A 24,091-nucleotide genomic window follows, 5' to 3' on the forward strand; every position below is an offset into this window, starting at 1 on the left:
TCTACCAGCCCAGTTGGGTACGGCTCTACCCGATCAGCTGTCCCGGTCCGACTGCTCCCGCATGGCCTGGCGCTCGAGAGGAGCGTCGACCAGGTACGTCTACTTCTCGTCTGCCCCGAACCTGGCAGGATGGATGGCTGTTCCACATCTTCAGAAGCCTGTTCACATCGGCATTCGCGCCCGCTCAACCGCACCGCCAGGTACCACAACCTCACCTACGAGACGCCTTCCATGCAGGAAACCATCAAGCAGAACCATCACGAGGTACGGCTCGATCTGGCCGATGGACCACCGCTGCCCGATCTGGGTTCAGGCTTGGCACGGCTGCGCCGGTGGACCAAACGCAATCCACTGCCCGATGACGAGCCCGGCGGCGTCGACGACCTGGTCGAGGAGGGCCGACAACTCGCTGATCACTGTGCGGAGGCGACCCGGCAGCTCATGGAGAAATAGTGCCGGGCCCTATCTCGGCCATCTGGACTGAGTCCACTACAGGTCCATCATCTCGTACCTCGATCGTTTGGGCCTGACGACAGATCGCTGAGCAGGATGGGTAGGACGAGCTCCTCCTCCACTCGCACCGCGCGGCGCGCCATCGCCTTGGCCAGAGCGGGATCCCACGGCGTCGGGCACGGCCGCTCGGTCAGCGCTGCCTGGGAGGCCATCATCTGGGAGGCCGCCGCCTCGTAGGCGGCGGTGTCGAAGCGCCAAGGCTCGAACCCATACCGGTCGTGGACGGCGGCGGCGATGGCGACGCCGCCCCAGTCGAAGTCCCCGTGGTACGCGAACCGCCCACCGCCCTCCGACAGCAGGTCGAGCAGCCGCCAGACGGCCGCCGACGGCCGGCCGCCACCGCAGACCAGCGGCGGGCAGGACGGTCCCAGTTCGTCGGCGGCGGCCGCCACCACGACGGGGTTCTCGCAGATCCGCACCAGCCCGCACGAAAGGGGCCGGTCGTGGCGGCGGAGTTGGCGCAGGGTCAGTACGCAGGGTTCGCCCGCGGCGCGGGCCGCCGCCAGGATGCGCCCGGTCGGCGTCCGATCGTCGCCCGGCAGGCCGAGGCAGAGCACCAGCGAGGACAGGTCGTCGAGGTGCACGCCCACGGCCGCCCACGCGGCGCGGCGGGCGTCCGCGCCGCCTTCCCCGGGGTACGCCCGGCCGGTGAGCGCCTTGGCCGCCGACAGCGCCAGTGTCCCCAGCGGCCTCCCCTCGTCGAGGGCGTGCGCATCACCGGTGGTCTGCGCGGCCAAGCGGCCGATGGGCAGGCCGGGCGACGGCAGTCGCGCCACGACCTGGGCCAGCTGGTCGAGCAGGTGCCGCGCCTGGACCGGGTCCGGGGCGAGCCGCCTGACCAGGCCGGTGGACTCCAGCCAGGCCCGCCATCCGGCCAGCTCGGGGCGGACGGCCGTCGCGGCGTCGAGGTTCCCGTACGCCGCCCGCCAGGCCGACGCCGACGCCTCCCGTTCCCCGGCCAGGTCGCGCAGGGGGCCGCGGAGCCGTACCACCGCCTCATGGAGCCCTTCGGGGGCTGCGCCGCTGGCGCGCAGGACCCGGTCCACCTCCTCCAGGGAGACCGACAGCGAGGCGCCGGCGCCCGCGCGGCGGCCGAGCAGCAGTTCGGCCGCGCGGCGCTGCGCCGCGGAGGCGGTGCCGAGGGTGACCGTGCCCGTGAGCGGCCGGCCGCGTTCGAGCCGCTGCCGGGCGCGGTCGACGAGCCACGCGATCTCCTCACCCCCCAACAGCCGCCGCAACCGCTCCTCGCCGCCCGACAGTGGTCGCAACCGCTCCTCGCCAGTCCAACCGCCGCCGGTCAAACCATTGCCGGTCAAACCCCGGCCCGCCGCATCTCCGTCCGTCACCCCGCCCGTCAAAGCAGGCTGTCCTGTACGGCAGCGGAGGCGGGCTCAGTCCCGGGATCGGCGACGGCAGCGGCCATCGCCTGCGGACGTTCGGCCCGTGTCCGCTCACGCCCGTCCCACCGCCACGGCGTCACCAGAACGGCGTCTATACCGTCACGCCTGGTCAGCTGGCAGATCGCCAGCCCCGGCACCGACGGATAACAACCCCACTCACGTTCACTGGTCATCACCACATCCATGTCGAACGTGGCCAGCAACCCCAAGCACTTGGCCCGCGAATCATCATCCACCCCGGCGAACGCCTCATCCAGCGCCACCAACCGCGGCGTGTACGGATTCCCCGCCGACTTGTAGTGCGCCGACGCGGCGGCGAACAACGGAACGGACGCGGCCAGCACCCGCTCACCACCGGACGCAGGCCCGGTGGCCGGCCTCCACTGCCCGTCCTGGAGCCGCTGGATCGCGAACTCGTGCCAGGTCCGATAGTCCAGCGCCCTGGTCAGCGCCTCGCTCCAGCCCGCCGCCGGGTTGTCGGCGTGCTCGCGGGCTATCCGCTCCTGCAAGAACGCCCCGACCGCCGCTCGATCCTCCAGCGACCACGCGTCGACGATCTGCCGGAGTTTGTCGCGTACCCGATCGAGCCCTTCCGGGGCGTTCCTGGCCTGCTTCCACAGCAGGCGCAGGCGCATTCCGGTGGACGTGGGGCGGGCGGCCAGCTCGGCGTTCATCTCGCGCACCTCGGCCTCGGCCGCGGTGATCAGCTCCTGAAGGGTGCCGGCGACCTCGTTGAGCAGGTGGTTCTCCAGGATCTCGCGCTCCTTGGCCGACAGCAGCCGGGCGCGGTGCTCGGTCTCCTCGCCCAGCGCCGCCACCAGGCCGGGCACTTCCCGGGTACGGCCCTGGAAGTGCACGTCCACCACCATGACGCCTTCGCGCAGGGTCAGCCCGACCGAGTGGCCGTGCCTGGCCATGGCGTCGGAGAGCAGTTTGTGCTCTTCCGCGACCTTCTTCTGCACCCGATCCCAGGGACCCTCACCGTCGTCGACGCTCTCAAGCGAGGCGTTGACAGCCCTGGCCAGATGCACGGCAGGAGTGGCCGCCCATTCGGCGGCCGGGTCGGGAATGTCGAGCTCGGGCAGCGCGACCCGCATCAGCCCGGTCGCGGCGAACGCGCGGAACTCGCGTACCTCGTCGTCGCGCGTGTCGGCCGCCTCCTTGATCTGGCGGCGCAGGCTCGCGCTGGTGGCCTCGGCCCGGCCCCGCTCGGTCAGCGCCTGCTGCTGGTCGGCTCGCGCCTGCTGCTCCTGTTTCGCCCGCTCGCGCAGCTGGAGCCGTACCTCTTCGAGGCGGCGGAACAGCTCTTCGACAGCGGCACCGGCCGTCGCGGTCAGCTCCCGGTAGGTCTCGGCGGCGGCCTGTTCCTGCTCGCGCGCCTCGGCCGCCACCACGGCCGCCTCCGTGAGCGATTCGCGGGCCTGCGCGAGGTCGTCGGTGGCCTCCCGCGCGGCCTCCTCGGCCGTCCGCGCCGCCCGCACGGCGGGCCAGAGCTCGGCCAGCGCCAGCCGGTACGCGGCCAGGCCCGCCTTGACCTCGGCCAGCTCCCCGGCGACGACGGGCAGGCCGACGTCGCCCGCGAACTCCGCCGCCCGCTCCCGCGCGAGGCCCAGCTCACCCTGCCGGTCCTGCGCCAGCCGCTCGGCCACGCCGTGCTCGGTCGCCAGCTGGCCGCGCCGCTCGTGCTCGGCCGCCAGCTTGACGTGCGCCTCACGGACGGCCGCGTCCGGCGGCAACGCCCGCTGCTCGGCGGCCAGGTCATCCTGGCGTACGGCCAGCGCGGCCAGTTCGTCGCCCAGCACGGTGATCTGCCCGTCGACCTCGGCGAGTTCGGCCCGGAGCGCGGTCAGCCTGGCCCGCCGGGCCGCTTCCCGCGCGCCTTCGCCGATGTAGTCGGCGCTGACCTTGTGCCAGGACCCGGCCAGCACCCCGTTGCCCCACCGCCCGTCGACCGCGACCCACGTCGCCGCTCCCGGCCCCAGCCCGATCGCCGCCAGTACGGCCTCCACGGCGGCGTCCGGCAGCGCGGCGGCCCCCGGGTCGGCCCGGTCCACGGCGGGACGCAGCACGACGGCGCAGGACGGACCGGACACCGGCGCCCCTGCCACGATGGTCGTGTCGTCCTCGGCCAGGAGGGTTCCGGCGGGGGTCAGCCAGGCGTCGAGGATGCCCGCCGCTTCCAGCGCGGCCTCCAGCCCGGCCCGGTGCTCGGCGGGCACCGCGTCGGCGAAGTCCACGGCCCGCCACAAGGGCGTGCCCGGGCGGTCATCGCGGGCGGCACCACGGGTGTGCGGCACGGGCGGGGCGTCGTGACCGCCCGCCTCCAGCCTGACGATTTCCTCCCCCAGCTCCCACGCCTGCCGGCGCGCCGCGACCAGCGCCGCGTCCAGCTCGGCGCCGCGACGGCCGAGTGCGGCGGTGGCGGCGCGTACGGCGTCGTTGACGGCGGCTTCCGCCGGATTGGCGCCGTCTGCGGTGTTCGCCCAGCCGGCCAGCGCGGCGAGCACGCCGTCGGGGTCCGTCAGCCGCAGCTCGGTCAGTCCGGCCAGATAGAGCGTGTACGCCTGAACCAGCTCGGTGATCCTGGTGGCCGTGGCCTCTTCCGCGGCGGCGATGCGTACGGCCGACGCCTGGAGCTCGCCCGTCAGCCGGTCCACCTCCGTGCGGGCCGCGGCCAGCCGGGCCTCGGCCTGGGCGACGGCGTGGAGCAGCCGTTCGAGCTCGGCCACGGCGTGTTCCTGCCGAGTGGCGAGCGCCTCAGCGGCCTGCCGGGTGGCGAGCGCCTCAGCAGCCGACCGGTCCAGCGGCTCGCCGGGAGACCCGGCTCCGCGTGGCACGCCAAGCAACCCGGCTTCGCGTGTATCGCCGGGCAGTCTGGCCTGGCGGGCCGTCCGCGCCGTCCGCTCCTGGGCGGCCGTCAGCCCGGCCGCCGCCTGGTCGGCCTTGAGCCGAGTCGTGTCCGCCCGCCCGCGCATCTTGTCGACCTGCCCGGTCAGGCGGTCGCGATCACGGTCGGCGCGGCCCGCGTGCTCGGCCAGCCGACGGGCCTCCTCGCCCGCCTGCTTGAGTCGCTCGGCGGAGCGCATCTCCGGGCTCTCCTGGAGGGCGTTGCGGCGGGCCTCCAGCTGGTTCTGGTGGGTGGCCAGGTCCGAGAGCAGGTCGTCGAGCTCCTCCAGCCTGGTCTCCGCCGCGCTCTGCCGGGTCTCCGCCTCGGCCAGATCGCGGCCCAGGTGCTCGTACCGGCTGTGCGCCAGGCGGGGGCCCGCCGCCTTGCGCTTGGCGGCGATGGTGGCGTATCGGCGGTAATGGGTGAGGAACGCGGACGCGGCGGCACGCGCCTCCTCCAGACCGCGCAGGGCGTCGCGCTCCTCGTCGAGGCCCCGGAAGGCCTCGGCGACGGTGGCGATGAGGGCGGGGCTGAGCGGCGGCAGCGCCTCGGTGAGGGCCCTGGACAGCAGCTTCTCGTCCGGCTTCTTGGACAGCTGGGGCTGGCGCAGCTGGATGAGCAGGTTGACCAGCGCCTCGTAGCGGTATTCGCCGAGGCCGAACATCGCCTCGTCCACCGCCCGCCGGTAGTCGGCGGCCCGGTCGTACACCATGCCGTGGCCCTCGACCGCCTCGCGCAGCTTCTCCCTGGTCAGCACCACTCCGGTGGCGGACAGCAGGTGCAGGTCGAGGCCAGGCCGCTGGGGCGTGACGAAGAACCAGTGCCGGACGATGCCACGGTCCTTGACCGCTTTGAGCCCGCAGCCGATCGTACGGAACTCGCGGGTGCCGTCGGCGGCGCGGCGGCCGAACTCCAGCCAGGCGTAGCCCAGCCGCTCGGTGTGCGGGTGCTTGCCGCCGAGCAGGAGGTTCCACTCCATCCGCTTCTGCCGGTCGCCATCGGGTTCGACCCGGTGCGGGGCCAATTCGCCGTCCAGCAGGAAGGGTAGGGTCAGGGCCAGCACCTTTGACTTGCCCGTGCCGTTGTTGCCGCGCAGCAGCAGCCGCCCGTCGTGGAAGTGGAACTCCTCCACGTCGTAGTAGAACAGGTCGACCAGGCCGGCGCGCAGCGGCTTCCAGCGCTCTGAGGTGGGCTCGGGGAGCATCACGTTCCTTTGACGATGGGGGCGTCGAGCGCGTAGCGAGCGATCGCCGGCAGTCCGGCGACGGTGTCGTGGCGGACTTCGGCCAGGCGCAGGGCGGTCAGCTTGCCCAGCGCCGTGGCCAGCAGGCCGTCCTCGGCGCCCGGCTCGGTCACGCCCTTGCGCCAGAAGGAGGTGTGCTCGCGGGCGGCCTGCCGAACGAAGCTTCTGAGCTCTTCCATGCTCTGCTCACCGCGCTCGGCGAGCAGCTCGGCCACCAGCAGCGTGACATGGCCGTCGGTACGCTGCTCGGGCATCCGTACGTCGGTCAGCTCGTCGTCGGGATCGGCCATCGCGATGCCCTCGGCCCGTACCTCGGCGACCAGGCCGGTGGCCTCCTCGATCCGGCGGGTGATCGCGTGCCGCTGGGAGGTCAGGTAGACGCGCTCGGCCTCGTCCAGATCGGTGTAGTAGACGACGGGATCCTCCAGGAGCCGCCGGGTGAGACGGCGGCGCAGCGCCTGGTTGCGCAGGTCATCGGTATCGGCGACCGGCTCGGCCGCCAGCTCCGCGATCCGCTCGCCGAAGGACTCGGCGGTGATCGTGGACGGGCCGCGGGTGCCGGTGAGCAGGGCGGCCAGCACCGGCCTGCGTACGTCGTACAGGACGTCGCCGGTGGCCGACAGGTAGGCGTCCTCGTCGCCCGCGACCTTGCGCAGGACGCCCCAGTCGATGAGTGTGCGCACCACGGCCACCAGGTCGGCGCGCTCCTGGCGGCTGTCCAGGGTGAAGGCGAAGTCCAGTTCCGGCTCGGCCGCCGCGTTCAGCACCTCTTCGGCCAGTCCGCCGAGCGTGGTCTGCGCGTCGGCCCGCTCCAGCATGGCCAGAGCCAGGCAGAGCACCACGTACCGCCGCCTTCCGTATGGTTCGCCGGCCCGGCCGCGCGCCGGATGGGTGGCGTCGGACGGGTCCGGCGCCGTCTTGAACAGTCGCGCGCTCTCGGAATCGACGACCAGCCGCCAGCCCGTCTCACGGGTCAGCCAGTCGCGCAGCTCGCTCAGGTGGCGCCGGACCAGCACCAGCTTGTCCGGATCGCGCAGCAGCGGGGCGGCCAGCAGGGCACGCAGCGCCGTACGCCGCTGGGCCAGGTCCTCCTCCGGTGTCACGGCGCCACCATCAGGTCGGTGATCTCGACGACGTGCTCCGGCCCGGCCAGGACGCCGTCCTCGGTACGGATCTCGACCTGGCCGCCGCCGGGGACCAGCGCCAGCCGTACCTCGAGAGAGCCGTCGCTCGTCACGGTCTTCACCTCGAGGTCGTCCGGGTGCCGCGCGGCCAGCGCGTCGCCCAGCAGGCCCAGGAAGAGCCGGAACGCGCGCGGGTCCAGCACGTCCAGCTCCGACAGCAGCACCGGGCCGTCCGTGCGCAGCCGCGCCCGCGCCGCGGCGGTCTCGGCCGCCTCGCGTTCGGCCTGCTCCAGCAGCAACCGGCGGGCCCGCGTACGGTCGGCCACCTTGTTCGGCTTGCCCCGCCGCTCGTAGGAGCCGGTACGGCGCAGCTGTGGCGAGATCCTGATCGGCGGCGCCTGCGCCCAAGGCGTGGCAGCCGGAACGTCCTGCCATTCGTCCAGCGTGGACGCGGTGACGCTCAGGTGCCGAGCCGAGGTCAGCCCGAACGCCGCCCGCCACAGCCGGTGCATCGACGCCTCGTCGGGCGCCTCGGCGAACCAGCGGGCCAGCGTACGGAAGTCGGCCGTACGGTCGGAGCGGCCCGCCCGCCGCTCGTTGAGCAGCCCGACCGTGTCGATGAGCTGCTTGATCGCGGTCACCGCCGCCTGCCGCAGCAGCCGGGCCTGCGAAGGATGACCGGCGTCCTGGGAGACGAACCAGTCCGTCAGCCCGCGCCAGCGGTTCCGCCATGAGCCGAGCGCCTTCTCCTGGGCCCGGTCTTGGTCCTCGCCGTCCGGCACCGCGTCGGCGGCCTCGCGCCGGGCGGCCAGCACCAGCAGCCGCTCGTGACCGCTGCCTTCCAGCTCGACGAGCAGCGCCGCGATGCGCGCCCCCGAGTTGGCCAGGTCGGCGATGAACCGGTTGATGTAGTCGATCAGCCGCTCCTTGTAGGCGACGAACCCGTCCACGTCGCCGTCGGAGAAGTCGATGGCCCGCCGCAGTGACGCCATGAACGCCTGCGCGTTGTCAGCCAGCGAGGAGAACCGCTCGGCCAGGGACAGCAGCAGCAGGTGGACCCTGGCGGGGTCGGGCACGTCCTCCCCGGCGAGCAGGGCCAGCGACCGCAACTGCTCGGCGATGTCGGCCAGCGCCACCGACTGCAGCGAGCCACGCCGGCCGATCGCCTCCTCGTAGAACGCGATGGCCTGCTCGGCGGCCTGACCGGCCGGGGTCAGCTGGAACAGCAGGCGTTTGCGGTGAAACTCCTCGACCGTCGTCACCCGGCCGGTGTCGGCGTCGGCGCGTAGATTGCGCCACTCCACGAGCTTGTCCAGCGCGCCGGCCAGCTGCTCGTCACTGTCGCGCCGCAGCTCGACGGCCACGTCTTCGGGCCGCAGGTGCACGATGAACCGCTCTTTGGCGCTGACGAAGGTCCGCAGCACGTCCCGGTAGAGGGCGGCGTTCGGCGCACTCAGATGGGCGAAGGGCTGGGGCTCCTGGGTCGGCGAGGACATGAGGTCAAGTGTCCCTCATGTCCTCCGCGTCAAACGGGGATTTCCGCGGTCCGTGTCTCGCCGGCCCCGCGACGTGCTCAGCCGAGTGAGCAGCTCACCTGGGGCAGCGCGTTGGTGGTGTTGTTCCAGGTGGCAGTGAAGCCGAAGGTGGTGGCCGCGCCGACCGGCAGGTTGCCGTTGTAGCTCGCGTTGCGTGCCGTGACGGCGGCGCCGTTCTGGGTGAGTGTGGTGTTCCAGGATTGGTTGATCTGCTGGCCGTTGGCGAAGGTGAAGGTGGTCGTCCACGCGGAGGAGGCGGTTGAAGAGTCGTTCTTCACCGTGATCTCGCCCTGGAAGGCACCGCCCCACTGGGAGATCACCTTGTAGGTGGCGGTGCACCGGGCCGGTGGAGGGGTCACCGACGGGGAGGGGGAGGTCGGCGGGGTCACGCCGTTGAGTACCTGCGCGAGCGTCGGGAACCAGCGGTCGGCCATCTTCCGGAAGCCGGTGTCGTTGGGGTGGACTCCGTCGCCGGTGTCGGTGGCCGTGTCGAAACCGGTCCATAGGTCGGCGACGACGATGGGCGACCGCGCGGTCGTGAGGCCGGCGGCCCAGCCCGGGATCGCGTTGTCGAGCGCCACCACACTGGCCGCACAGGTGGGGCAACCGGACGGGTTCATGGGGATGATCTGGGCCACGACGATCTTCATGTTCGGGTTGTTCGCCCGCATCTGGCCGACCAGCTTGGTATATGCGGCCAGGACAGTGGCGGTGGGGAGGAAGCCGCCCCACATGTCGTTGGTGCCCAGGTGCATGAGGACGATGTCGGGCTTTGCCGCGTCCAGCCACGGCGGCAGCTGGTTCTGGTCGGCGATGCCGGTCGCGGCGTAGCCACCGTGGCCCTCGTTGTCGCCGTCGTAGGAGAACCCGTAGTTGCAGCCGCCGTCGGGGACGCTGCCGACGAAGTCGATGTTCGTGTATCCGGCTGTTTGCAGGTGGTTCCAGAGCAGGGCGCGCCAGCAGCCGGGGCCGGCGGTGATGGAGTCGCCGAGCGGCATGATCCGGACGGGGGCCGTCGCCGACAGCGCGGGCAGGGCGACACCGAAGGCGACCGCCACGAGGAGTGTGACGAGGACGGCGTACAGGTGGGATCTGCGGCGCATGAGCGGCTCCAGGGAGAGACCCGGGCCCGCCCGATGACGGGCCCGGTCGAGTGCTGCTACGAGAGGGGGTTCTGGGTGAGCAGGTGTGCCTTGAAGCCCTCGCCGTACGTGCTGGTGGGCGTGCCGTTGTAATCGGTGATGAGCACGTTGCCCTGGCTGCAGCCCCATGGGTTCCAGGTCCAGGCCGTGTACCCGACGCCGTGCGCGTCGGCCCAGCTCATCACCTGGTCGATGTAGTCGTGCGCGCAGGAGTTCTGGCCGATCTCACCGGCCTGCACCGGCACCTGGGCCGCGACGGCGCCGACCTGGCTGTTCCAGCAGGCGGTGTTGGAGCAGGTGTTGAAGTTGTAGGTGTGCCAGGCGGCCATCAGGTTGCCGGTCGGATCGGTCGGCTTGTACGTCAGCCACTGGCTCAGGTCGTTGGACCAGGCCAGCCCGCCGAGCATGATCACATTGGTGGCGCCGGTGGCGCGCACCGTGTTGACCAGTGACTGCATGCCGGCCACCTGGTAGCCGATGCCGGTGCAGGTGCCGCCGTCGCGCCAGCACTTCCAGCCGGCGGTCGCGTCCCAGTTCGCGGCCGCGTCCGGGTAGGGCTCGTTGAACAGGTCGAAGACGACCGCGTTGTTGCCCTTGAAGGCGTTGGCGACCCCGGTCCAGAACGTCGGGGCGTACTGGGCGTCGGGCATCGGCTTCTGGCAGGTCGCCGTGGTGTCGGAGCAACCGGCGCCCTGACCGGTGTACAGGCCGTAGTTCCAGTGCATCTCCACGATCGGCGTGATGCCGTTGGCGACCAGCAGGTTCACGTAGTCCTTGACGTTCTGCTGGTACGCGGGGCCGCTGGGCGTGCCGTTGGTGCCGTTCCAGCACTCCTCGTTCAGCGGGATCCGGACCGTGCGGATGTTCCACGCCTTCATCGCGTCGACCGAGGCCTGATCCACCGGGCCGCTGTCCCACATGCCCTTGCCCTGTACGCAGGCGAACTCGCCGCTGGCCCGGTTGACGCCCAGCATGCGGTAGGTGGCACCGGCAGCGGTGACCAGCCGGTTCCCCGAGACGTGCAGCGCGGGCGCCGCGCCTCCCGTACCGCCGTCGTTGTCGGCCTCGGTGGCGTTCACCGTCACTGACGTCAAGCCGCTGGATGCCACGGTGATCGGCCGGGTGCCGTTCGTGGTGTCGCTGTCCTCCGAGGCGCTCAACGTCACCGTCTGCGGGGTGTTCCAGTTGGCCGTGGTGAAGGTCAGGGCGGCTCCCCCGGTCACGGTGATGTTGGTGTCACCGCTGCCCGCCGTACTGGTGACCGTCACGTTGCCGGTCGGCTGCGAGCGCAGGCGGACCGTGTAGCCGCCGGTCCCGCCCTCGGGCACGCTCACGCTGGTGGCGGAGACCACCAGCGCCTGTTGCGTCCCTCCGGCGCCGGTTCCCGTGCAGGAGACGCTGGGGTTGGTGTTGGCGCCACCGGTGTACGTGCCGTTGAAGCCGAGACTCCAGGTCGCCCCGGCGGCCTTGGCGGCGTTGTAGGAGACCGGGTTGACGGTGATGGCCGCACCCGCCGGGGTGGGGGTCGCCGGAGTGGGCACGCCCTCCCACATCTGGGTGATCACCTGGTTGTTGGGAAAGTCGAAGCTCAGCGTCCAGCTGGTCAACGCGTCGCCGGTGTTGGTCACCGCGATGGTGGCGCCGAACGCGCTGCCGTTGTCCCAGCTCTTGGTGTAGGTGGCCGAACACGACACGGCGGCGTCGGCCGCGCTCTGGACGGTGGCGAGGCCGAATCCGGCCAGCACCACAGCGGCGGCGGCCGTCAAGGCCCTGCGTAACACGATCGGCATGAGAGCCCTCCGTGACGAAACCGATGGACACCGCTTTCTTGAAGCGGCCAAGCTCCGACACTTGGGAGCGCTCCCAACGATCTGCCGCCCTGATCCGCCTCGCAAGAGGCTCCCCACGCCTCAACGCATGGCACCTACGCCGACCTTGGACAAGGCCGACGACGCTGCTGAAACTTTCAGCTGGGCTCGGCCAGGACCAGGGTGAAGTCCCCGGCCGGGTCCGTGTAGCGACGGCGCACCTTGAAGCCCGCCCCCACAAGCTCCGCCCACAGCCCCTCCGGCCGGAACTTCGCGCTGATCTCCGTCCGTATCTCCTCCCCCTCCGCGAAGTCGGTGACCAGCCCCAGCCCGCCGATCCGCACCCGCATGTCGCGGCTTGCCCGCAGCCGCATCTCGATCCACTCCTGCCGCTCGTCGTACAGCGCCACGTGCTCGAACGCCTCCGGGTCGAAGTCCGCCTCCAGTTCCCGGTTGATCACCCGCAGCACGTTCCTGTTGAAGGCGGCCGTCACCCCGGCCGGGTCGTCGTAGGCCGCCACCAGCCGCTCGGTGTCCTTCACCAGGTCCGCCCCCAGCAGGAACGTGTCCCCGGGCTGGAGCGTGGCCCGCAGGTCTTTCATGAACAGCTCGCGGGCGGCTGGTTCGAGGTTGCCGATCGTGCCGCCGAGGAAGGCCACCATCCGCCTTCCGGTACGCGGCAGCAGCGCCAGATGGCGCTCGAAGTCGGCGCACACCGCCTTCACCCGCAGCCCGGGGAAGCGCCCGGCCAGCCGGTGCGCCGCCTCCGTGAGGGTGACCGCGTCGACGTCCACCGGCGTGTAGACACGCGCGGCGAGCGCCTCCAGCAGCAGAACGGTCTTCTCGCTGGTGCCCGAGCCCAGCTCGACCAGCGTGTCCGCGCCGCTGGCGGCGGCCAGGTCCGCGGCCCGCGCGCGCAGGATGGCCAGCTCGCGCCGGGTCGGGTAATACTCGGGCAACCGGGTGATGCGGGAGAACAACTCGCTGCCCGCGGCGTCGTAGAACCACTTGGGCGGCAGCCACTTGGGCACGGCTGTCAGCCCGGCCCTGACATCGTGTTCGAGCGCCTGGCGCAGATAGTCGCGGTCAAGATAGTTGATCACCTGCACGGTCGACTGGCTGACAGGCACGATGCCTCCTGAAGTGGATTACAACGGCTGGACGCGTACGTCGTCGCGGGTGACGGTGAGCAGGCTGCGCTCGGGTACGGCCTGCCATCCGGGCAGGTCGTCGAGCGGCTCGCTGGCCACCAGCACGCCGTCGTGGAGTCGGTGATGGAAGAGGGTGTCGCCCCAGACGGTCGCGGCGATCGACGCGCCGTCGCAGGCGAGCAGGTTCAGGCGGGCGCCGGGGTCCTTCTCCCCGGCGCGGACGACCACCTCGGCGAGCGCCTCGCCCAGGCCCAGCCCGGCGTGCCCGCGCTGGAACACGGCCGCGGCGACCCAGGCGGCGTCGCACGCGCTTTCCGCGCTGTCGGCCAGATCTCTGACCGCGTCCCGCTCGACGCGCCCGTTGTGGCTGAGCAGCCACCGCCCGTCGGTGAACGGCGCGGTGGCACTCTCCTCGATCGGCATGCCGACGGTGGCCGAGCGTACGGCCGCCAGCAGGCAGGTCGAGCGAACGATCCGGGCGAGTCCGGGCAGGTTGGCGTCGGCCCACATGGGGATGGCACGGCGATAGCGCACCGGTTCCTGCTCATACCAGCCCATGCCGTACCCGTCGGCGTTGATCATGCCGAAACGCTGCCGCCGCGGCGCGTACGACTGCTTCAGCAGCCCATGTTCCGGCTCGTTGATGAGCGCGGCGAGCGGGCGGGCGGCGCCCAGCCAGGCCGCGTGCCTGCACACGTTAGACCAGCTCCGAACGGGCGCAGCGGAAGCCGCTGAAGATCTGCCGGCGGATCGGGTAGTCCCAGTTCCTGAACGTGGTCCGCACCGCCGCCGGATCGGCCGCCCAGGAGCCGCCGCGCAGCACCCGGTACTCCTCGCCGAAGAACACCTCGCTGTACTCCTTGTACGGGAAGCTGCGGAAACCGGGGTAGGGCTGGAACCAGGAGGCGGTCCATTCCCAGACATCTCCCACCATCTGCTCGGCCCCGTAAGGGCTGGCCGCGGCCGGGTAGGCGCCCAACGGCGCGGGATGGGCGGCGCGATGCCCGAGGTTCGCCCGCTCCGCGCTTGGGGCGTCCTCACCCCAGGGGTACCGGCGCGCCTTCCCGGAGCGAGCGTCCCAGCCGCAGGCCTTCTCCCATTCGGCCTCGGTGGGCAGCCGCTTGCCCGCCCAGCGGGCGTAGGCGTCGGCCTCGTACCAGGACACGTGCTGGACCGGCTCATCCATCGGGACCGGCTCGGTACGGCCGAAACGGGTACGCCACCAGGCGCCCCCGTCCCTGACCCAGAACAGCGGGGCGAAGACGCCGCTCCGCTGCCGCCACTGCCAGCCCTCCGCGGACCACCAGCGCGAGTCGTCGTAGCCGCCGTCCTCGATGAACGCCGCGTAGGCGCGGTTGCCGACGGGCAGCCGGTCGATCGAGTACGCGGGCAGGTCCACCCGGTGCGCCGGCCGCTCGTTGTCGTACGCCCAGGGCAGCGTGTCGGTACCCATGAGGAAGGAGCCCGCGGGCACGAAGACCTCTTCCGGACCCTCGCTCCGGCCCGGCGGAAGGTCACCGTCGCGCACCAGCCCGGGTTGCCCGGACAGCTGCAGGGTGGCGAGCATGGTCTCGTCGTGCTGATGCTCGTGCTGGATCACCAGGCCGAACACGAAGCCGTCGCGGTGCAGCGGGGCGGGCCCGTCCAGGTCGATCGCGTCGAGCACGTCGAGCACCCGCCCGCGTACGCCCTCAATGTAGCGGCGGGCCTCGGCCGGACCCAGGAAGGGCAGACTGGGGCGATCCTTGCGCGGTGTCTTGAACGCGTCGTAGATGTCGTCGATCTCGGGCCGGAGCGGGTCGATGCCCCCGGCCTCACGCAGCACCCAGAGCTCCTCGTAGTTGCCCACGTGCGCCAGGTCCCAGACCAGCGGCGACATCAGCGGGGAGTGCTGGCGTACCAGCAGGTCGTCCTCCGCGGCCGTGTAGGTGAGTGACCGGTCGCGCACCGCGATGAGCTCGGCCGCGATACGTTCCTTGATGTCGTTCATTCCCATCCTTCGTCGCTCGGCCAGTTCGGGAGATCCAGCAGGTAGGAGGCCGGTGAGCGGCCCGCGCTCACGTGCCGGTCGGCGAACGCGGCCACCTCGCCGACCAGGCCGGGACCCGCGCCGCAGCGCGGCAGCGCCTCCAGCGCGGCGCGGAAGCACTCCTCGGCGGCCCGGCGCAGGCGCGGGTCGGCCAGCCCGCACCGCGCCGCCACCCCCCAGAGCCGTCGGTACGGCTCCGCGGCGGCCATCGCGGCGTCAGCGGCGCGGTCGTCGGTGATGAGGGCATGGGTCACGGCCACACAGACCGGCCAGATCGCCGGGTGCTGGGCGTCGAGGTAGCGGATCTCCAGCCAGCCCCGGGGCCGCACTGGTGGAAACAGCGTCGTGGCGTGGTAGGCCAGGTCCTCGGCGGTGGGCCGCCGCCGGCCGTCGGCGTTCAGCCAGTCGCGGAAGCTGGAGCCGTCACGGACGGTGCGATAGCTCTGCTCGTCCTCCCGTACCAGCATGAGCCGGGCATCCAGCAGGTATTCGGCCCAGTCCGCGGCGGGATCGTCCGAGGCGGGGACGGGCGAGGTTCTGGTGCGGTCGAGGTGATCCCAGACGGCCTGGCGGCCCGACATCCAGCCGCACGGCCGGCCATCGCGCAGCGGCGAGTTGGCGAAGGCCGCCATCAGCACGGGGCCGAGCGCGTGCGCCCGTTCCCAGCGCGCCGCCGGCCGCTCGCCCAGGTCCAGGTTGACCTGGATCGACGCGGTCGAGCACATCATGAGCTGTCCGTACGGCACCCCGAGGAACTCGGCCATCGCGTCGTACCGGGGTAGGCGCAGCTGGCGCCGGGCCGGCCGTACAGGATCGAGACCGACGCCGGCCAGCACCAGCCCCGACGCCCGCAGGGCGGCGCGCACGGCGGCCACGTCGGCGGCCAGGCGGGCCAGCGACTCCGGCAGCGGGCCCGTCGGGCCGGACAGTTCGAGCTGCCCGCCCGGTTCGAAGGTCAACCGGCTGCCACCGGGCAGCTCGGGCATGGCCCGCTCGATCCTGGCCAGCGGGACATGCCTCGTTGCCGCCGTACGGTCGAAGATCAGGAATTCCAGCTCCACGCCCACCAGGTCCGCGGCGGCGGGACAAAAGCAGCGACGCGCGAAGTCCACCACCTCCGAGGCGTCCTGCAACGGCGGACTCTCGGCCGTAAGCCCGATCATCGTTTCCCCTTCGCGTGGCGCATGGGTCTCTGATGGTCCAGCGGTCCACCGCAGGCAACGGTGGCCCCATCTACAGACCCACGAACCGCGCGAGCGTTACACACGGAATTCGGGTAATTGGATGAGCGGTCACATGGGGGGCTCGCGCCTCATGGCCGCCGGCGCTCGCGGAACGCGGACATGAGCCGATCGCGCACGTCGGCGGAGAGTTTCTCCGGGGGCGGGTCGCCCAGGGCGACGATGGTCGCGCGGAACTGTTCTAAGTAGCGGCCGCACCCCTCGCAGCCGGTCAGGTGGGCGTGCACACCCTCGCGCTCGGGCGGATCGAGGGCGTCGTCAAGGTAGGCGGTGAGGAGTCCCACCAGCTCGCCGCATGTGAAGCGCTTCACGACGTTGACCGCCCTCGTCTGCTGAATGAACCGTTTCACCTATTGTGCCGCCGCACGGAGCGGATGAGGTCAGTCCGGCTGTCTCGCGAACTCGAAGTAGTCCGCCAGCCACCCGCGCACCGCGACGCGGGCGCGATGCAACAGGACCCGCTGGTTGGCGGCGGAGATCTTCATGATCTCGCACACCTCGTCGGAGGTGCAGCCCTCCACGTCCCGCAGCGTGATCACGGTCCGCTGCCGGGGCGGCAGCCTGGCCAGTACCTCGCCGATCAGGCCGCGCACCTCCGAGGCCAGCACCTCTTTCTCGGGCGTCGGCCATGCCGCGGGCGGATCCCGCCAACCGCCAGGCGGCACCGGGTCGAGGCTCTGGCCCGCGATCGCGCCGCCGTCGTCCTTGACGGCGCTCCACGGCAGCGTGCGCCTCTCGCGTACGCCGCGTTTCTTCGCCGCGTTGACCAGTATGCGGAAAATCCACGTCTTGACCGACGAACGGCCCTCGAAGTCGTCGATCCCGCCGATCACCGCCAGCCAGGTGTCCTGGACGACCTCTTCCGCGGCGTGGTCGGTGGGCACGTACGACCTGGCCACCCGGAGCATGCCCCGGGACCAGGTGTCGAGCAGCGCCGCGAACATCGCCTCATCGCCCGCGCGCAGGGCCGGAACGATGACGTCATCCGAAGGCAACTCTCCGCCCGCGAAAGACCCCACGATCGCTTCCCTCCGGTCAGACGTCGGGACATCAATGACATCCAGGTCGAACCGACCCCGGCCTTTACCAGGCTAATCTCCCCCGCCGACGTCCATGCGCCCGGGATGCCGGGTCATCCCCGTGCGTATGCTCGAAGGAGCGAGTCCCCGGCGAATCGGTGAGGAGCGTCCCATGAGTCGGTCGGAAAGGCTGCTCTACGCGGCGAATGGGGTTGATCTTCGCGTCGTGGACCTCGAACTGACCGACGGCGGGCACGTGGAGCAACCCTTCGTCCGCACACCGCAGGCCGCCGGAGCGGTGGTCTTTCACGCCGGGCGCGCTCTGCTGCTGTGGCGGCACCGCCCGGTCACCGACACGTGGGGGTGGGAGATCCCGCTCGGCGAGATCGGCCCGGACGAGGACCCGGAGAGGGCCGCGGCCCGTCTCGTGGAGGAGCAGACCGGCTGGCGGCCCGGTCCCCTGATGCCGCTGATCCGGATCCGCACCGCCGAGGACGTCGCCGACAGCGACCACGTGATCTTCGTCGCCTACCAGGCCACCCCCGTCGCCACGCCGACCGACGACCAGACTGCGCCGGTCGGCGAAAAGGCTCACGAACGGGCTGACGAACGGGCTGACGAACGGGCTGACGAACGAGAGCGGGCCGAATGGCTGCCGGTGCTGGGCATCCAGCGGCTGATCAGCGAGCAGGCCATCACGTCCGCGACCACGGCGGCGGCCCTGCTCCATCTCCTGGCCGACCTCCTGCAGGCCCGTACGTCACATTAGAGCAGCCAGGAACGCCAAAACCCCTGGTCAGCAATGACCTGGGGGGTCGGCGTCACCTGGCCTGACTCCCTGGATGTCGGCGTGTGACCCTTCATGCCCGGACGAGGGTGACGGCGTGACCGCGCGGGCTGGTGACCTGTTCGATGGCGCTGCGCTCCAGAAGGTGTGGGGCGGTGGGCCGGCGGTCGAAGACGATGAGGGTGTCGTGGCTCAGGTCGAGGCGATCGAGGTAACCGTCGAGCTGGTGCAGGCCGTCTTCGACGGGGTCGGGCTGTCTGGGTTGATGAACCTTGAATTCGATGTCCTCCCACTGCCAGCAGCGCTTGCCATCGGCGTCTGTGTAGGGCCATTGGACGCAGATGTCGATGCGCCCACGACCCAGGGCGTACTCACGGTCGATCACACCGCCGCCGTTGACCACCCGATGCAGCCAAGCCATGAAGATCAGGTGACAGGCGGCCTCGTGATAGGTCTCGCGGCTTTGCAGGATCTCGCCGTTGCGCCGCCAGAAGGTGAGGAACCCCTGCAGGATCGCGGGCCTGGAAACTGTCGTAGGCCGGTGACACTCTGTTGTCCATGGCACGCGGTCTGGGCATGAAGAAGGTGCGCGAGGAGCTCGGCCTCGCCGTCTGGGAAGTCGAGCTCGCGGTCGAGACCAGCCTGCTCCGCCGCCTGCCGGACCGCACATTCGACCCCGTCTCGGTCAACGCGGCGAAGGCGGACACCGAGCGCTTCCAACGCCTGCTCGCCGCCGAACATCGCTGTAACGCCACCCAGGCGGCGATCAGGCTGGGCATTTCACCTCAACGTTTCAAACGCCTCGCCGACCGACTGGCGCCCGTCGCCGTCGATGAGATCCAGAAGTACGGCCGGACACTCACCATCCGCTACTACCGCGCCGCCGACATCGACGCGCTCGCCGACCTCGTCCGGGCCGACACCGAACTGCGCGCCGCGGCCCGGGCCCTTTCGCGGTCCGAAGCAGCGCGCAAGGCAGCGGCGACCCGCAAGCTCAACAAGGAGAGGGCGGTGGCAGCACGGGCCCTGCTGAAACGGGCCATGCCCTGTCACGACGGAGACCCGATCCAGGTGCTCGTCTGGGCGGCCGCGCTCATGGAGGCTTCCGGCACCAGACCGGGTCCGCTTCGTCGCCTCGCCTATCTTCATGACCCTCGTATCACCGAACTCCTCGCGACGCTCCGCACGGCCCGGCTCTCCCGCCCTGACCTCGATGCCATGCTCGGCTCGCTCCTTCCCCTCGCAACCGAGGCGGTCACCCTGCTGACCGCGCCAACGGATGCCCTCGGCGTGCCTGTTGACGCGTTCCCCGCCGATTTTCCGCGCCTTGGCGACCACCTGTTCGCTCCGGCCCTGCGTGAGCTGCTTTCCGCACCACCGGCCTGGTTCCTGCACGCCCGAGCCGATGAGGAGCTACGCCGAGCCGCCCAAGCGGCGGCAAGCCGTGCCGTGGCGGACGCGTCCCGGCGCCAAAGCGCCGAGCAGGCAGCCGTCGACGCGGCCATCCGCGCAGCCACCAGGCTCTCCGACGCATCGGTGGCCGAGCTGTTCAGCCTGCCGGTCGATGTGATCCGGCAGGTGCGCCCCAGTAGCGGCCGCTGGTCGGCCCAGCATGTGGCAGGTTTGCTGCGAAATCCGCCGCCCTGGCTCCGGTCGGAGAGCGCAGCCCTAGCCGAGGTCGAGCGCCGCCGCCGCAAGGCTCAAACCCGCGTGGAACGCAGGGCTCAACGTGGACTCGCCTGGCGTCGTCGTTGGGCGGAGGCGTTGGGCATACCGCTCGAAAGGGTTCCGCAGTCTGCTGGACGGCCCACCGCAAAAGCAATCTCGGCCGCGCGGGACAGGCCACCTCCCTGGGCACAGCCAGGCCGGTCGGTAAATCGAGGAGGAGGGTGAGGTGGCTGGGCCTGATCACTGGGATCTGGTCCCCCTGGGACAGCCCCTGAGTGGGCTGGGGCCTTCAGCGGAACTCGTGAACGACCTCGATCGGCCCGACGATGTGAGCGTTGAAGGCGTCGAGATCCTCGGCGGGAACCCATAGCTCCAGGATCGTTTGGCCACCGGCCTGCTGGACCGGGTAGCGCGAAAGGAACTCAGATTCGACCTCGAAGCGGGTGACGAACCCGGCACCATCGTGCTTGACGTTCCAGTCCCGGGCGATCTTGATCGCGTAGTCCTCGTTGAGAACCGGGTAGAAGATCGGCTGCTCGGTCAGGCGCGGCGGCCACGCCCGCCAGTTCAGGGCTCGCACGAGCTCCAGCTCCTTCGGGCCGGTCGGACGCCAGAGGGTCGTCGTTGCGCTTCCACCGGACACGAGCGCTGCCCCCTTCCAGAGGTGATCAATCGATCGCAAGGTCAGGACGGTGGACGATACCGGGCGCAGAGGACTGGGCCAACCTGGTTTTCACGACGCTGGCAAGCGGGCGGCTCCGTCGATTCAGGCGACTGCTCGTCGGACTCGGTAGTCCCACCGTGTAAGGACGCGGACGACCGTCTCCGCACCGATCGGGTTGGCGCTGTGGACGAAGATCGCTCCGATATGGAAGGGCTGCCCGTTGAAGGCCGCCTCCTCCAGGAGCGTCACGACAGGCATGATGCTGTCGTCGCCGCCCAGGTCGTGGTCGAGCCAGAGTTCGTCGATGAAGCCGTCGCGGTGTTCCTGGAGAAGCCGGATGCCCTCCTTGCTGGTGCGGGCGACCTGTGAAGCTCTGGGCAGCGGCCGCAGGTCATCGATGCCGAGGATGAGCGATTCCGACATCAGAAGCCTTCGGTGGTCACCATGGGACCGCTGTTGAGGTAGTTGATCAGTGCGGTCCGGGTGGTCGACACGAATGCCTCGGGCACTTCGTCGACCGGATGCCACGCGACGTCACCGTGGTTGTGTGGTTCGGCGTTGAAGGGGTCGCCGCTCCATTCGCTGGCGACGAAGACGACGGTGACGAAGCCGTTCGGTGCTTCGACGCCCCAGGCGCAGTGGATCAGACCGGCCACGCGGAGGTCGGCGGGGTCTACAACCAGGCCGGTTTCCTCCTTGAGTTCGCGGACTGCGGTCTGGGTGATCACTTCGCCCTTACCGGCTTTGCCGACGGGGAGGTCCCAATGGTCAGGGGCGAACTTCGCCTGGCGTCCTCGCCGGATGAGCAGTACCCGTCTCTGCTCCTGGTCGTGGATGATGACGGCGGCAACGAGGAGGGTGTGCGCTTCGAGTGCGGGGGGCAGTGCGGTGCCGGGCATGGGCATGGGTGCGATCCTTTCATGCGGCGGTGGCCGCATGCCGGATGCGTTGTTCCAGTAGGGCTGCTCCAGGGACGCCTCGGTGTTTGTAGACGGCGAGGGTCGGGCGGATTCCCGCCAGGGCGGTCCTGCTGCGGCCCGACGCCATCCCTTCGGCGAGGTCGAGTGCCTGGCTCCAGGCTCCGATCGCTTCGTCGGCTCGTGCTTGGACGGCGAGGCAGTCGCCGAGGTCCATGTGAGTGAGTAGATGGACGCGCGGGTAGGCGGCGGGGTCCCAGGAGGTGAACGCCGCCCGGTGGCGAGCCTCGGTGCCGAGGTGATCACCGATCTCGGTCAGGGTTCTCGCGGTGTGGGAGTCGACGGTTCCCGAGGCCGGTCCCATGAGCAGCGAGTACGAGGGCTGCGGATCTCCGGAACGACTCAGTGCGTCTTCTGCCGCGAGAAGTGCTCGTGCGGCGCCGGCCTTCTCCCCGAGTGCCGCGTTCGACCTTGCGTGCGTGATGTGTAGGAGCGCCTTGGTCGCGCCGTCGCAGCGACCTTCGGCTCGCTTGAGAGCGGCTTCGATGAGATCTCGGCTGTGGTGGCGTTCCGTCAAGCTGAGTGCTTGGTGGGCGATCGCTCGCATCATCCAGGCGGCGTGGGCGCCGGGGTCGGCTTCGATGGCGAGTTGGAAGCCGGTGAGGTAATACCGCTGGGCCGCGCCTTCGTGGCTGAGGTCGTGGTGTTTCCATCCGAGTAGCCAGGCAAGTTCGGCTGCGGCGCTGAATGCGTCGCGTCGTGTTGCTTCGTCGGTGAAGCGTCCCGACAGTATGGGGGCGACGGTGTCGGAAAGGTAGGCCGCGACGGTGGACAGCCCGTGTCCGCCGCCGAGGCGTTCGTCGGCCGCGCCGAACGCCTTGGTGATCTGCCGGACGACAACTACCTCGGCCGCTCCGACTCGGGACAGTCCTGTGCGCGCCCGGAGGAGCCTGCTCACTGCCTCGGCGTCGTAGTCGAGGGGCATTCTCACGTGGGCGGCGGTGTAGACGGCCGTAGCGAGATAGCGCCTGTTCTCGACATCGGTTCGGCCGAGAAGGGTCGCGGTCTCGATGGGCTCTGTACCCTCGAGCGCTGGCGGTTCATCGGCGAAGAACCCGAGTTGCTGGCGGGTCACCGGACGCCCGGCGCGGCGCGAGAGTGCTTCGACGAGGTAGCCGATGGTGCGTTCACCCGGCTCGATGCCCGCCACCCAGTGCGCGATGGCCGACTTGTTGGTGCGCAGCGCTTCGCCGTTCTCCGCAGCGACACGCACGACGGCGCGAGCAACTCCCTCATAGCCCAGGCCGGAAGCCGAGATCATCTCCCGCAGCCGGTCATTCGGGGAGCGCTGGCCAGGGGGCCTCGCCATCGGAACTCCCTATGGATAAACCGATTAAACGCTCTGCGACTCCTTCGACCATAGCGGTCCTGTTCGTGCGGGGCCACTGTTAGCAGCAACCCCAATACGGAGCGTGAGAACGCGTCCGCGGAAGGAGTCGACTGATGACCGCTCAGACCGGCCTCGACGTCGTCACAGGTGTGGAGCGAAAGCATCCGAGGGACCTCGTCCCCGAGCTCCTCGGGGAGCACCTCGTCTCCTCGAACGGAGGAACCCAAGTGTCCACTGCCATCCACGACAAGATCAGTGTCGAGCTGCCCGAGACGTTCGACCCGCGCTGGAACCGCATCCCCGGCATCACCGTGGATGGTCACCGCGTCACCCTCGACCCCGAGGCTCCCGTTCGCCCCCGCCATCCACACGCCTCAGGGGGCGGTCCGATCCTCCTAGGCGGGTGCTAAAGGTGACACCTCCGCGCCGCTACCGGGGCCGAGCAACATCGGCAGTGACGATCGCCCCTTCCCGGGGTGAGACGTCAGGGAGCGGCGCCAGCCGAACGTGGGAGAGAGGCGGCCGGTAAGAGGTGACCACGATGGCGGCGGACCCCATATCGGCGCCTGCTGGAGCGGGCGGAGTCTTGATCTTCCGGCCGCCGCCCGGCGGTCGGCACCCGAACAAGGGAGAACCCATGCACAACACAACCACCGGAGCCTCGGCGAATGCTTGGCGGGCCGCCGCTCCGCCTGGTGTGCTCCGCTACACGTTCGCGGGCGTACCCGAGCAGGTGCGTCGGGCGCGCAAGCTGGTGGAGGAACTGTTCACCGGCACCGGCCGCGAGGACGACGCCGGTCTAGTTGTGAACGAGCTAGCCAACAACAGCGTGCTCTACACGCGTTCGGGGCGGCCGGGGGGCTGGTTCGGCGTGGAGCTGGCCTTCGGGACGCTGGTGCGGGTCGGTGTCGTCGATCTGGGCGGAGCGGGGTGGCTGATCGGAGAGCCCACCCCGTGCTCTCACGAGCCCACCCTGGACGACGATCTCGAAGGCCTGGAGGATCTGGCGGGGGTCGCGCTCAGCGGACGCGGTCTGGCGATCGTGGCGGAGTTGGCGGTGACGACGGGTGCGTGCGGGAGTGACGCGCTCGGCCATTTCGTGTGGGCTGGCCTCGCCCTGCCCGACCCGGTCGAGGAGGTGCCGCCTGAGGCGTTGCGGCTCCTGGTGTCTTAGGGGAGGCCCAGCCTGCTGAAATCAGGCTGGCCCTCCTTGAGCGCAAGGATAAGGGCAGGACGGACCCAAGTAGGTTTACGTGATACCCGGAAGGCAAGGTAGTGGCGCAGAAGCCGAGGCATTAGCCTCCCGAATCGCGGACCGAAGTCGTTAAGTACGTTCCTGGACGTGACCGGCGGGAAAGGTCTGGTCGGCGTGAACCCTGACGGGCAGGTGCGGAGCAGCACCGACCCGGGAGCGACCTGGCAGCCAGGGGGACGCCTGCCCATGCGACCCGTCGCCTTCACGGCGGTGTCCGCCGAGCATCTCCTGGCCGCTGCCATGAACGGCATGGTCTACGAGTCGGTGGACAGCGGCGCCACCTTCCGGACCATCTACCAGCCGTAGGCGGCAGCACCA

23 protein-coding genes are annotated in these 24,091 nt (G+C 70.5%); 6 read left to right on the forward strand and 17 right to left on the reverse strand.

What is annotated here, in order from left to right; translation table 11 throughout:
* Positions 1–231: 231 nt before the first annotated feature.
* A complete protein-coding gene (locus ACGFJ2_RS13095; protein WP_393467681.1) occupies positions 232–453 on the forward strand; it encodes a hypothetical protein in 222 nt (73 codons plus the stop codon).
* 47 nt (positions 454–500) lie between these two features.
* Here the strand turns inward: ACGFJ2_RS13095 and ACGFJ2_RS13100 are convergent, their stop codons facing one another.
* From ACGFJ2_RS13100 to ACGFJ2_RS13155, 12 genes are all read right to left on the reverse strand, one after another.
* Positions 501–1,781, reverse strand: coding sequence for a TIGR02679 family protein (locus ACGFJ2_RS13100; protein WP_393467684.1), 1,281 nt, complete (start codon positions 1,779–1,781; stop codon positions 501–503).
* Between the two features lie 86 nt (positions 1,782–1,867).
* Entirely contained in the window at positions 1,868–6,004 is a 4,137-nt protein-coding gene (locus tag ACGFJ2_RS13105; protein WP_393467686.1) for a TIGR02680 family protein, read from the reverse strand.
* On the reverse strand, positions 6,004–7,146 hold the full coding sequence (locus ACGFJ2_RS13110; RefSeq protein ID WP_393467689.1) for a TIGR02678 family protein: 1,143 nt from the start codon (positions 7,144–7,146) through the stop codon (positions 6,004–6,006). Before ACGFJ2_RS13110 ends, ACGFJ2_RS13105 begins: the two co-directional genes overlap by 1 nt.
* Positions 7,143–8,663, reverse strand: a complete 1,521-nt coding sequence (locus ACGFJ2_RS13115) for a TIGR02677 family protein (protein ID WP_393467691.1) — start codon at positions 8,661–8,663, stop codon at positions 7,143–7,145. Before ACGFJ2_RS13115 ends, ACGFJ2_RS13110 begins: the two co-directional genes overlap by 4 nt.
* A 77-nt stretch (positions 8,664–8,740) precedes the next feature.
* The gene (locus tag ACGFJ2_RS13120; protein ID WP_393467693.1) at positions 8,741–9,805 is read right to left on the reverse strand and encodes a cellulose binding domain-containing protein; all 1,065 of its coding nucleotides are present in this window, start codon (positions 9,803–9,805) and stop codon (positions 8,741–8,743) included.
* Between the two features lie 56 nt (positions 9,806–9,861).
* The gene (locus ACGFJ2_RS13125; RefSeq protein ID WP_393467695.1) at positions 9,862–11,634 is read right to left on the reverse strand and encodes a cellulase family glycosylhydrolase; all 1,773 of its coding nucleotides are present in this window, start codon (positions 11,632–11,634) and stop codon (positions 9,862–9,864) included.
* A gap of 176 nt (positions 11,635–11,810) precedes the next feature.
* Positions 11,811–12,782, reverse strand: a complete 972-nt coding sequence (egtD, locus tag ACGFJ2_RS13130) for an L-histidine N(alpha)-methyltransferase (RefSeq protein ID WP_393467698.1) — start codon at positions 12,780–12,782, stop codon at positions 11,811–11,813.
* 18 nt (positions 12,783–12,800) lie between these two features.
* Entirely contained in the window at positions 12,801–13,499 is a 699-nt protein-coding gene (gene egtC, locus ACGFJ2_RS13135; protein WP_393467701.1) for an ergothioneine biosynthesis protein EgtC, read from the reverse strand.
* 1 nt (position 13,500) lies between these two features.
* The gene (gene egtB / locus ACGFJ2_RS13140) at positions 13,501–14,793 is read right to left on the reverse strand and encodes an ergothioneine biosynthesis protein EgtB (protein ID WP_393467704.1); all 1,293 of its coding nucleotides are present in this window, start codon (positions 14,791–14,793) and stop codon (positions 13,501–13,503) included.
* Positions 14,790–15,995 (reverse strand): ergothioneine biosynthesis glutamate--cysteine ligase EgtA, encoded by a 1,206-nt coding sequence (gene egtA, locus ACGFJ2_RS13145; protein WP_357956276.1) that lies wholly within the window; start codon positions 15,993–15,995, stop codon positions 14,790–14,792. Before egtA ends, egtB begins: the two co-directional genes overlap by 4 nt.
* Positions 15,996–16,144: 149 nt before the next feature.
* Positions 16,145–16,384, reverse strand: coding sequence for a zf-HC2 domain-containing protein (locus ACGFJ2_RS13150; protein ID WP_357956278.1), 240 nt, complete (start codon positions 16,382–16,384; stop codon positions 16,145–16,147).
* 69 nt (positions 16,385–16,453) lie between these two features.
* On the reverse strand, positions 16,454–17,092 hold the full coding sequence (locus ACGFJ2_RS13155) for a sigma-70 family RNA polymerase sigma factor (RefSeq protein WP_357956280.1): 639 nt from the start codon (positions 17,090–17,092) through the stop codon (positions 16,454–16,456).
* Between the two features lie 172 nt (positions 17,093–17,264).
* On the opposite strand from ACGFJ2_RS13155, the gene ACGFJ2_RS13160 reads away from it, so the two are divergent.
* On the forward strand, positions 17,265–17,861 hold the full coding sequence (locus ACGFJ2_RS13160) for an NUDIX hydrolase (RefSeq protein WP_393467709.1): 597 nt from the start codon (positions 17,265–17,267) through the stop codon (positions 17,859–17,861).
* A 91-nt stretch (positions 17,862–17,952) separates the two neighbouring features.
* Here ACGFJ2_RS13160 and ACGFJ2_RS13165 read toward each other — a convergent pair whose 3' ends face one another.
* On the reverse strand, positions 17,953–18,444 hold the full coding sequence (locus ACGFJ2_RS13165) for a hypothetical protein (RefSeq protein WP_358178289.1): 492 nt from the start codon (positions 18,442–18,444) through the stop codon (positions 17,953–17,955).
* On the opposite strand from ACGFJ2_RS13165, the gene ACGFJ2_RS13170 reads away from it, so the two are divergent.
* On the forward strand, positions 18,438–19,772 hold the full coding sequence (locus tag ACGFJ2_RS13170) for a hypothetical protein (protein WP_357956289.1): 1,335 nt from the start codon (positions 18,438–18,440) through the stop codon (positions 19,770–19,772). The genes ACGFJ2_RS13165 and ACGFJ2_RS13170 overlap by 7 nt on opposite strands.
* Before the next feature lie 64 nt (positions 19,773–19,836).
* Here ACGFJ2_RS13170 and ACGFJ2_RS13175 read toward each other — a convergent pair whose 3' ends face one another.
* From ACGFJ2_RS13175 to ACGFJ2_RS13190, 4 genes are all read right to left on the reverse strand, one after another.
* Positions 19,837–20,127, reverse strand: coding sequence for a hypothetical protein (locus ACGFJ2_RS13175; protein ID WP_357956291.1), 291 nt, complete (start codon positions 20,125–20,127; stop codon positions 19,837–19,839).
* Between the two features lie 186 nt (positions 20,128–20,313).
* Positions 20,314–20,634, reverse strand: a complete 321-nt coding sequence (locus tag ACGFJ2_RS13180; protein ID WP_357956293.1) for a cyclic-phosphate processing receiver domain-containing protein — start codon at positions 20,632–20,634, stop codon at positions 20,314–20,316.
* Positions 20,634–21,116 carry an NUDIX domain-containing protein gene (locus ACGFJ2_RS13185; protein ID WP_357956294.1) on the reverse strand — a complete coding sequence of 161 codons (483 nt, stop codon included), beginning with the start codon at positions 21,114–21,116 and terminating at the stop codon, positions 20,634–20,636. The genes ACGFJ2_RS13180 and ACGFJ2_RS13185 overlap by 1 nt, the downstream gene beginning before the upstream one ends.
* 13 nt (positions 21,117–21,129) lie before the next feature.
* Positions 21,130–22,497, reverse strand: a complete 1,368-nt coding sequence (locus ACGFJ2_RS13190; RefSeq protein ID WP_357956297.1) for a tetratricopeptide repeat protein — start codon at positions 22,495–22,497, stop codon at positions 21,130–21,132.
* Between the two features lie 134 nt (positions 22,498–22,631).
* Here ACGFJ2_RS13190 and ACGFJ2_RS13195 point away from each other — a divergent pair, with 134 nt between their 5' ends.
* The 3 genes from ACGFJ2_RS13195 to ACGFJ2_RS13205 all read left to right on the forward strand — a co-directional run bounded on the left by ACGFJ2_RS13195 (position 22,632) and on the right by ACGFJ2_RS13205 (position 24,079).
* Positions 22,632–22,928, forward strand: coding sequence for a hypothetical protein (locus ACGFJ2_RS13195; protein WP_357956300.1), 297 nt, complete (start codon positions 22,632–22,634; stop codon positions 22,926–22,928).
* 227 nt (positions 22,929–23,155) lie between these two features.
* A complete protein-coding gene (locus ACGFJ2_RS13200; RefSeq protein WP_393467715.1) occupies positions 23,156–23,692 on the forward strand; it encodes an ATP-binding protein in 537 nt (178 codons plus the stop codon).
* A 168-nt stretch (positions 23,693–23,860) separates the two neighbouring features.
* Entirely contained in the window at positions 23,861–24,079 is a 219-nt protein-coding gene (locus tag ACGFJ2_RS13205; protein WP_393467718.1) for a hypothetical protein, read from the forward strand.
* The last annotated feature ends 12 nt before the right edge of the window (positions 24,080–24,091 follow it).

The sequence above is a fragment of the Nonomuraea sp. NPDC049028 genome (genome assembly GCF_043197735.1).
Taxonomy (GTDB): Bacteria; Actinomycetota; Actinomycetes; order Streptosporangiales; family Streptosporangiaceae; genus Nonomuraea.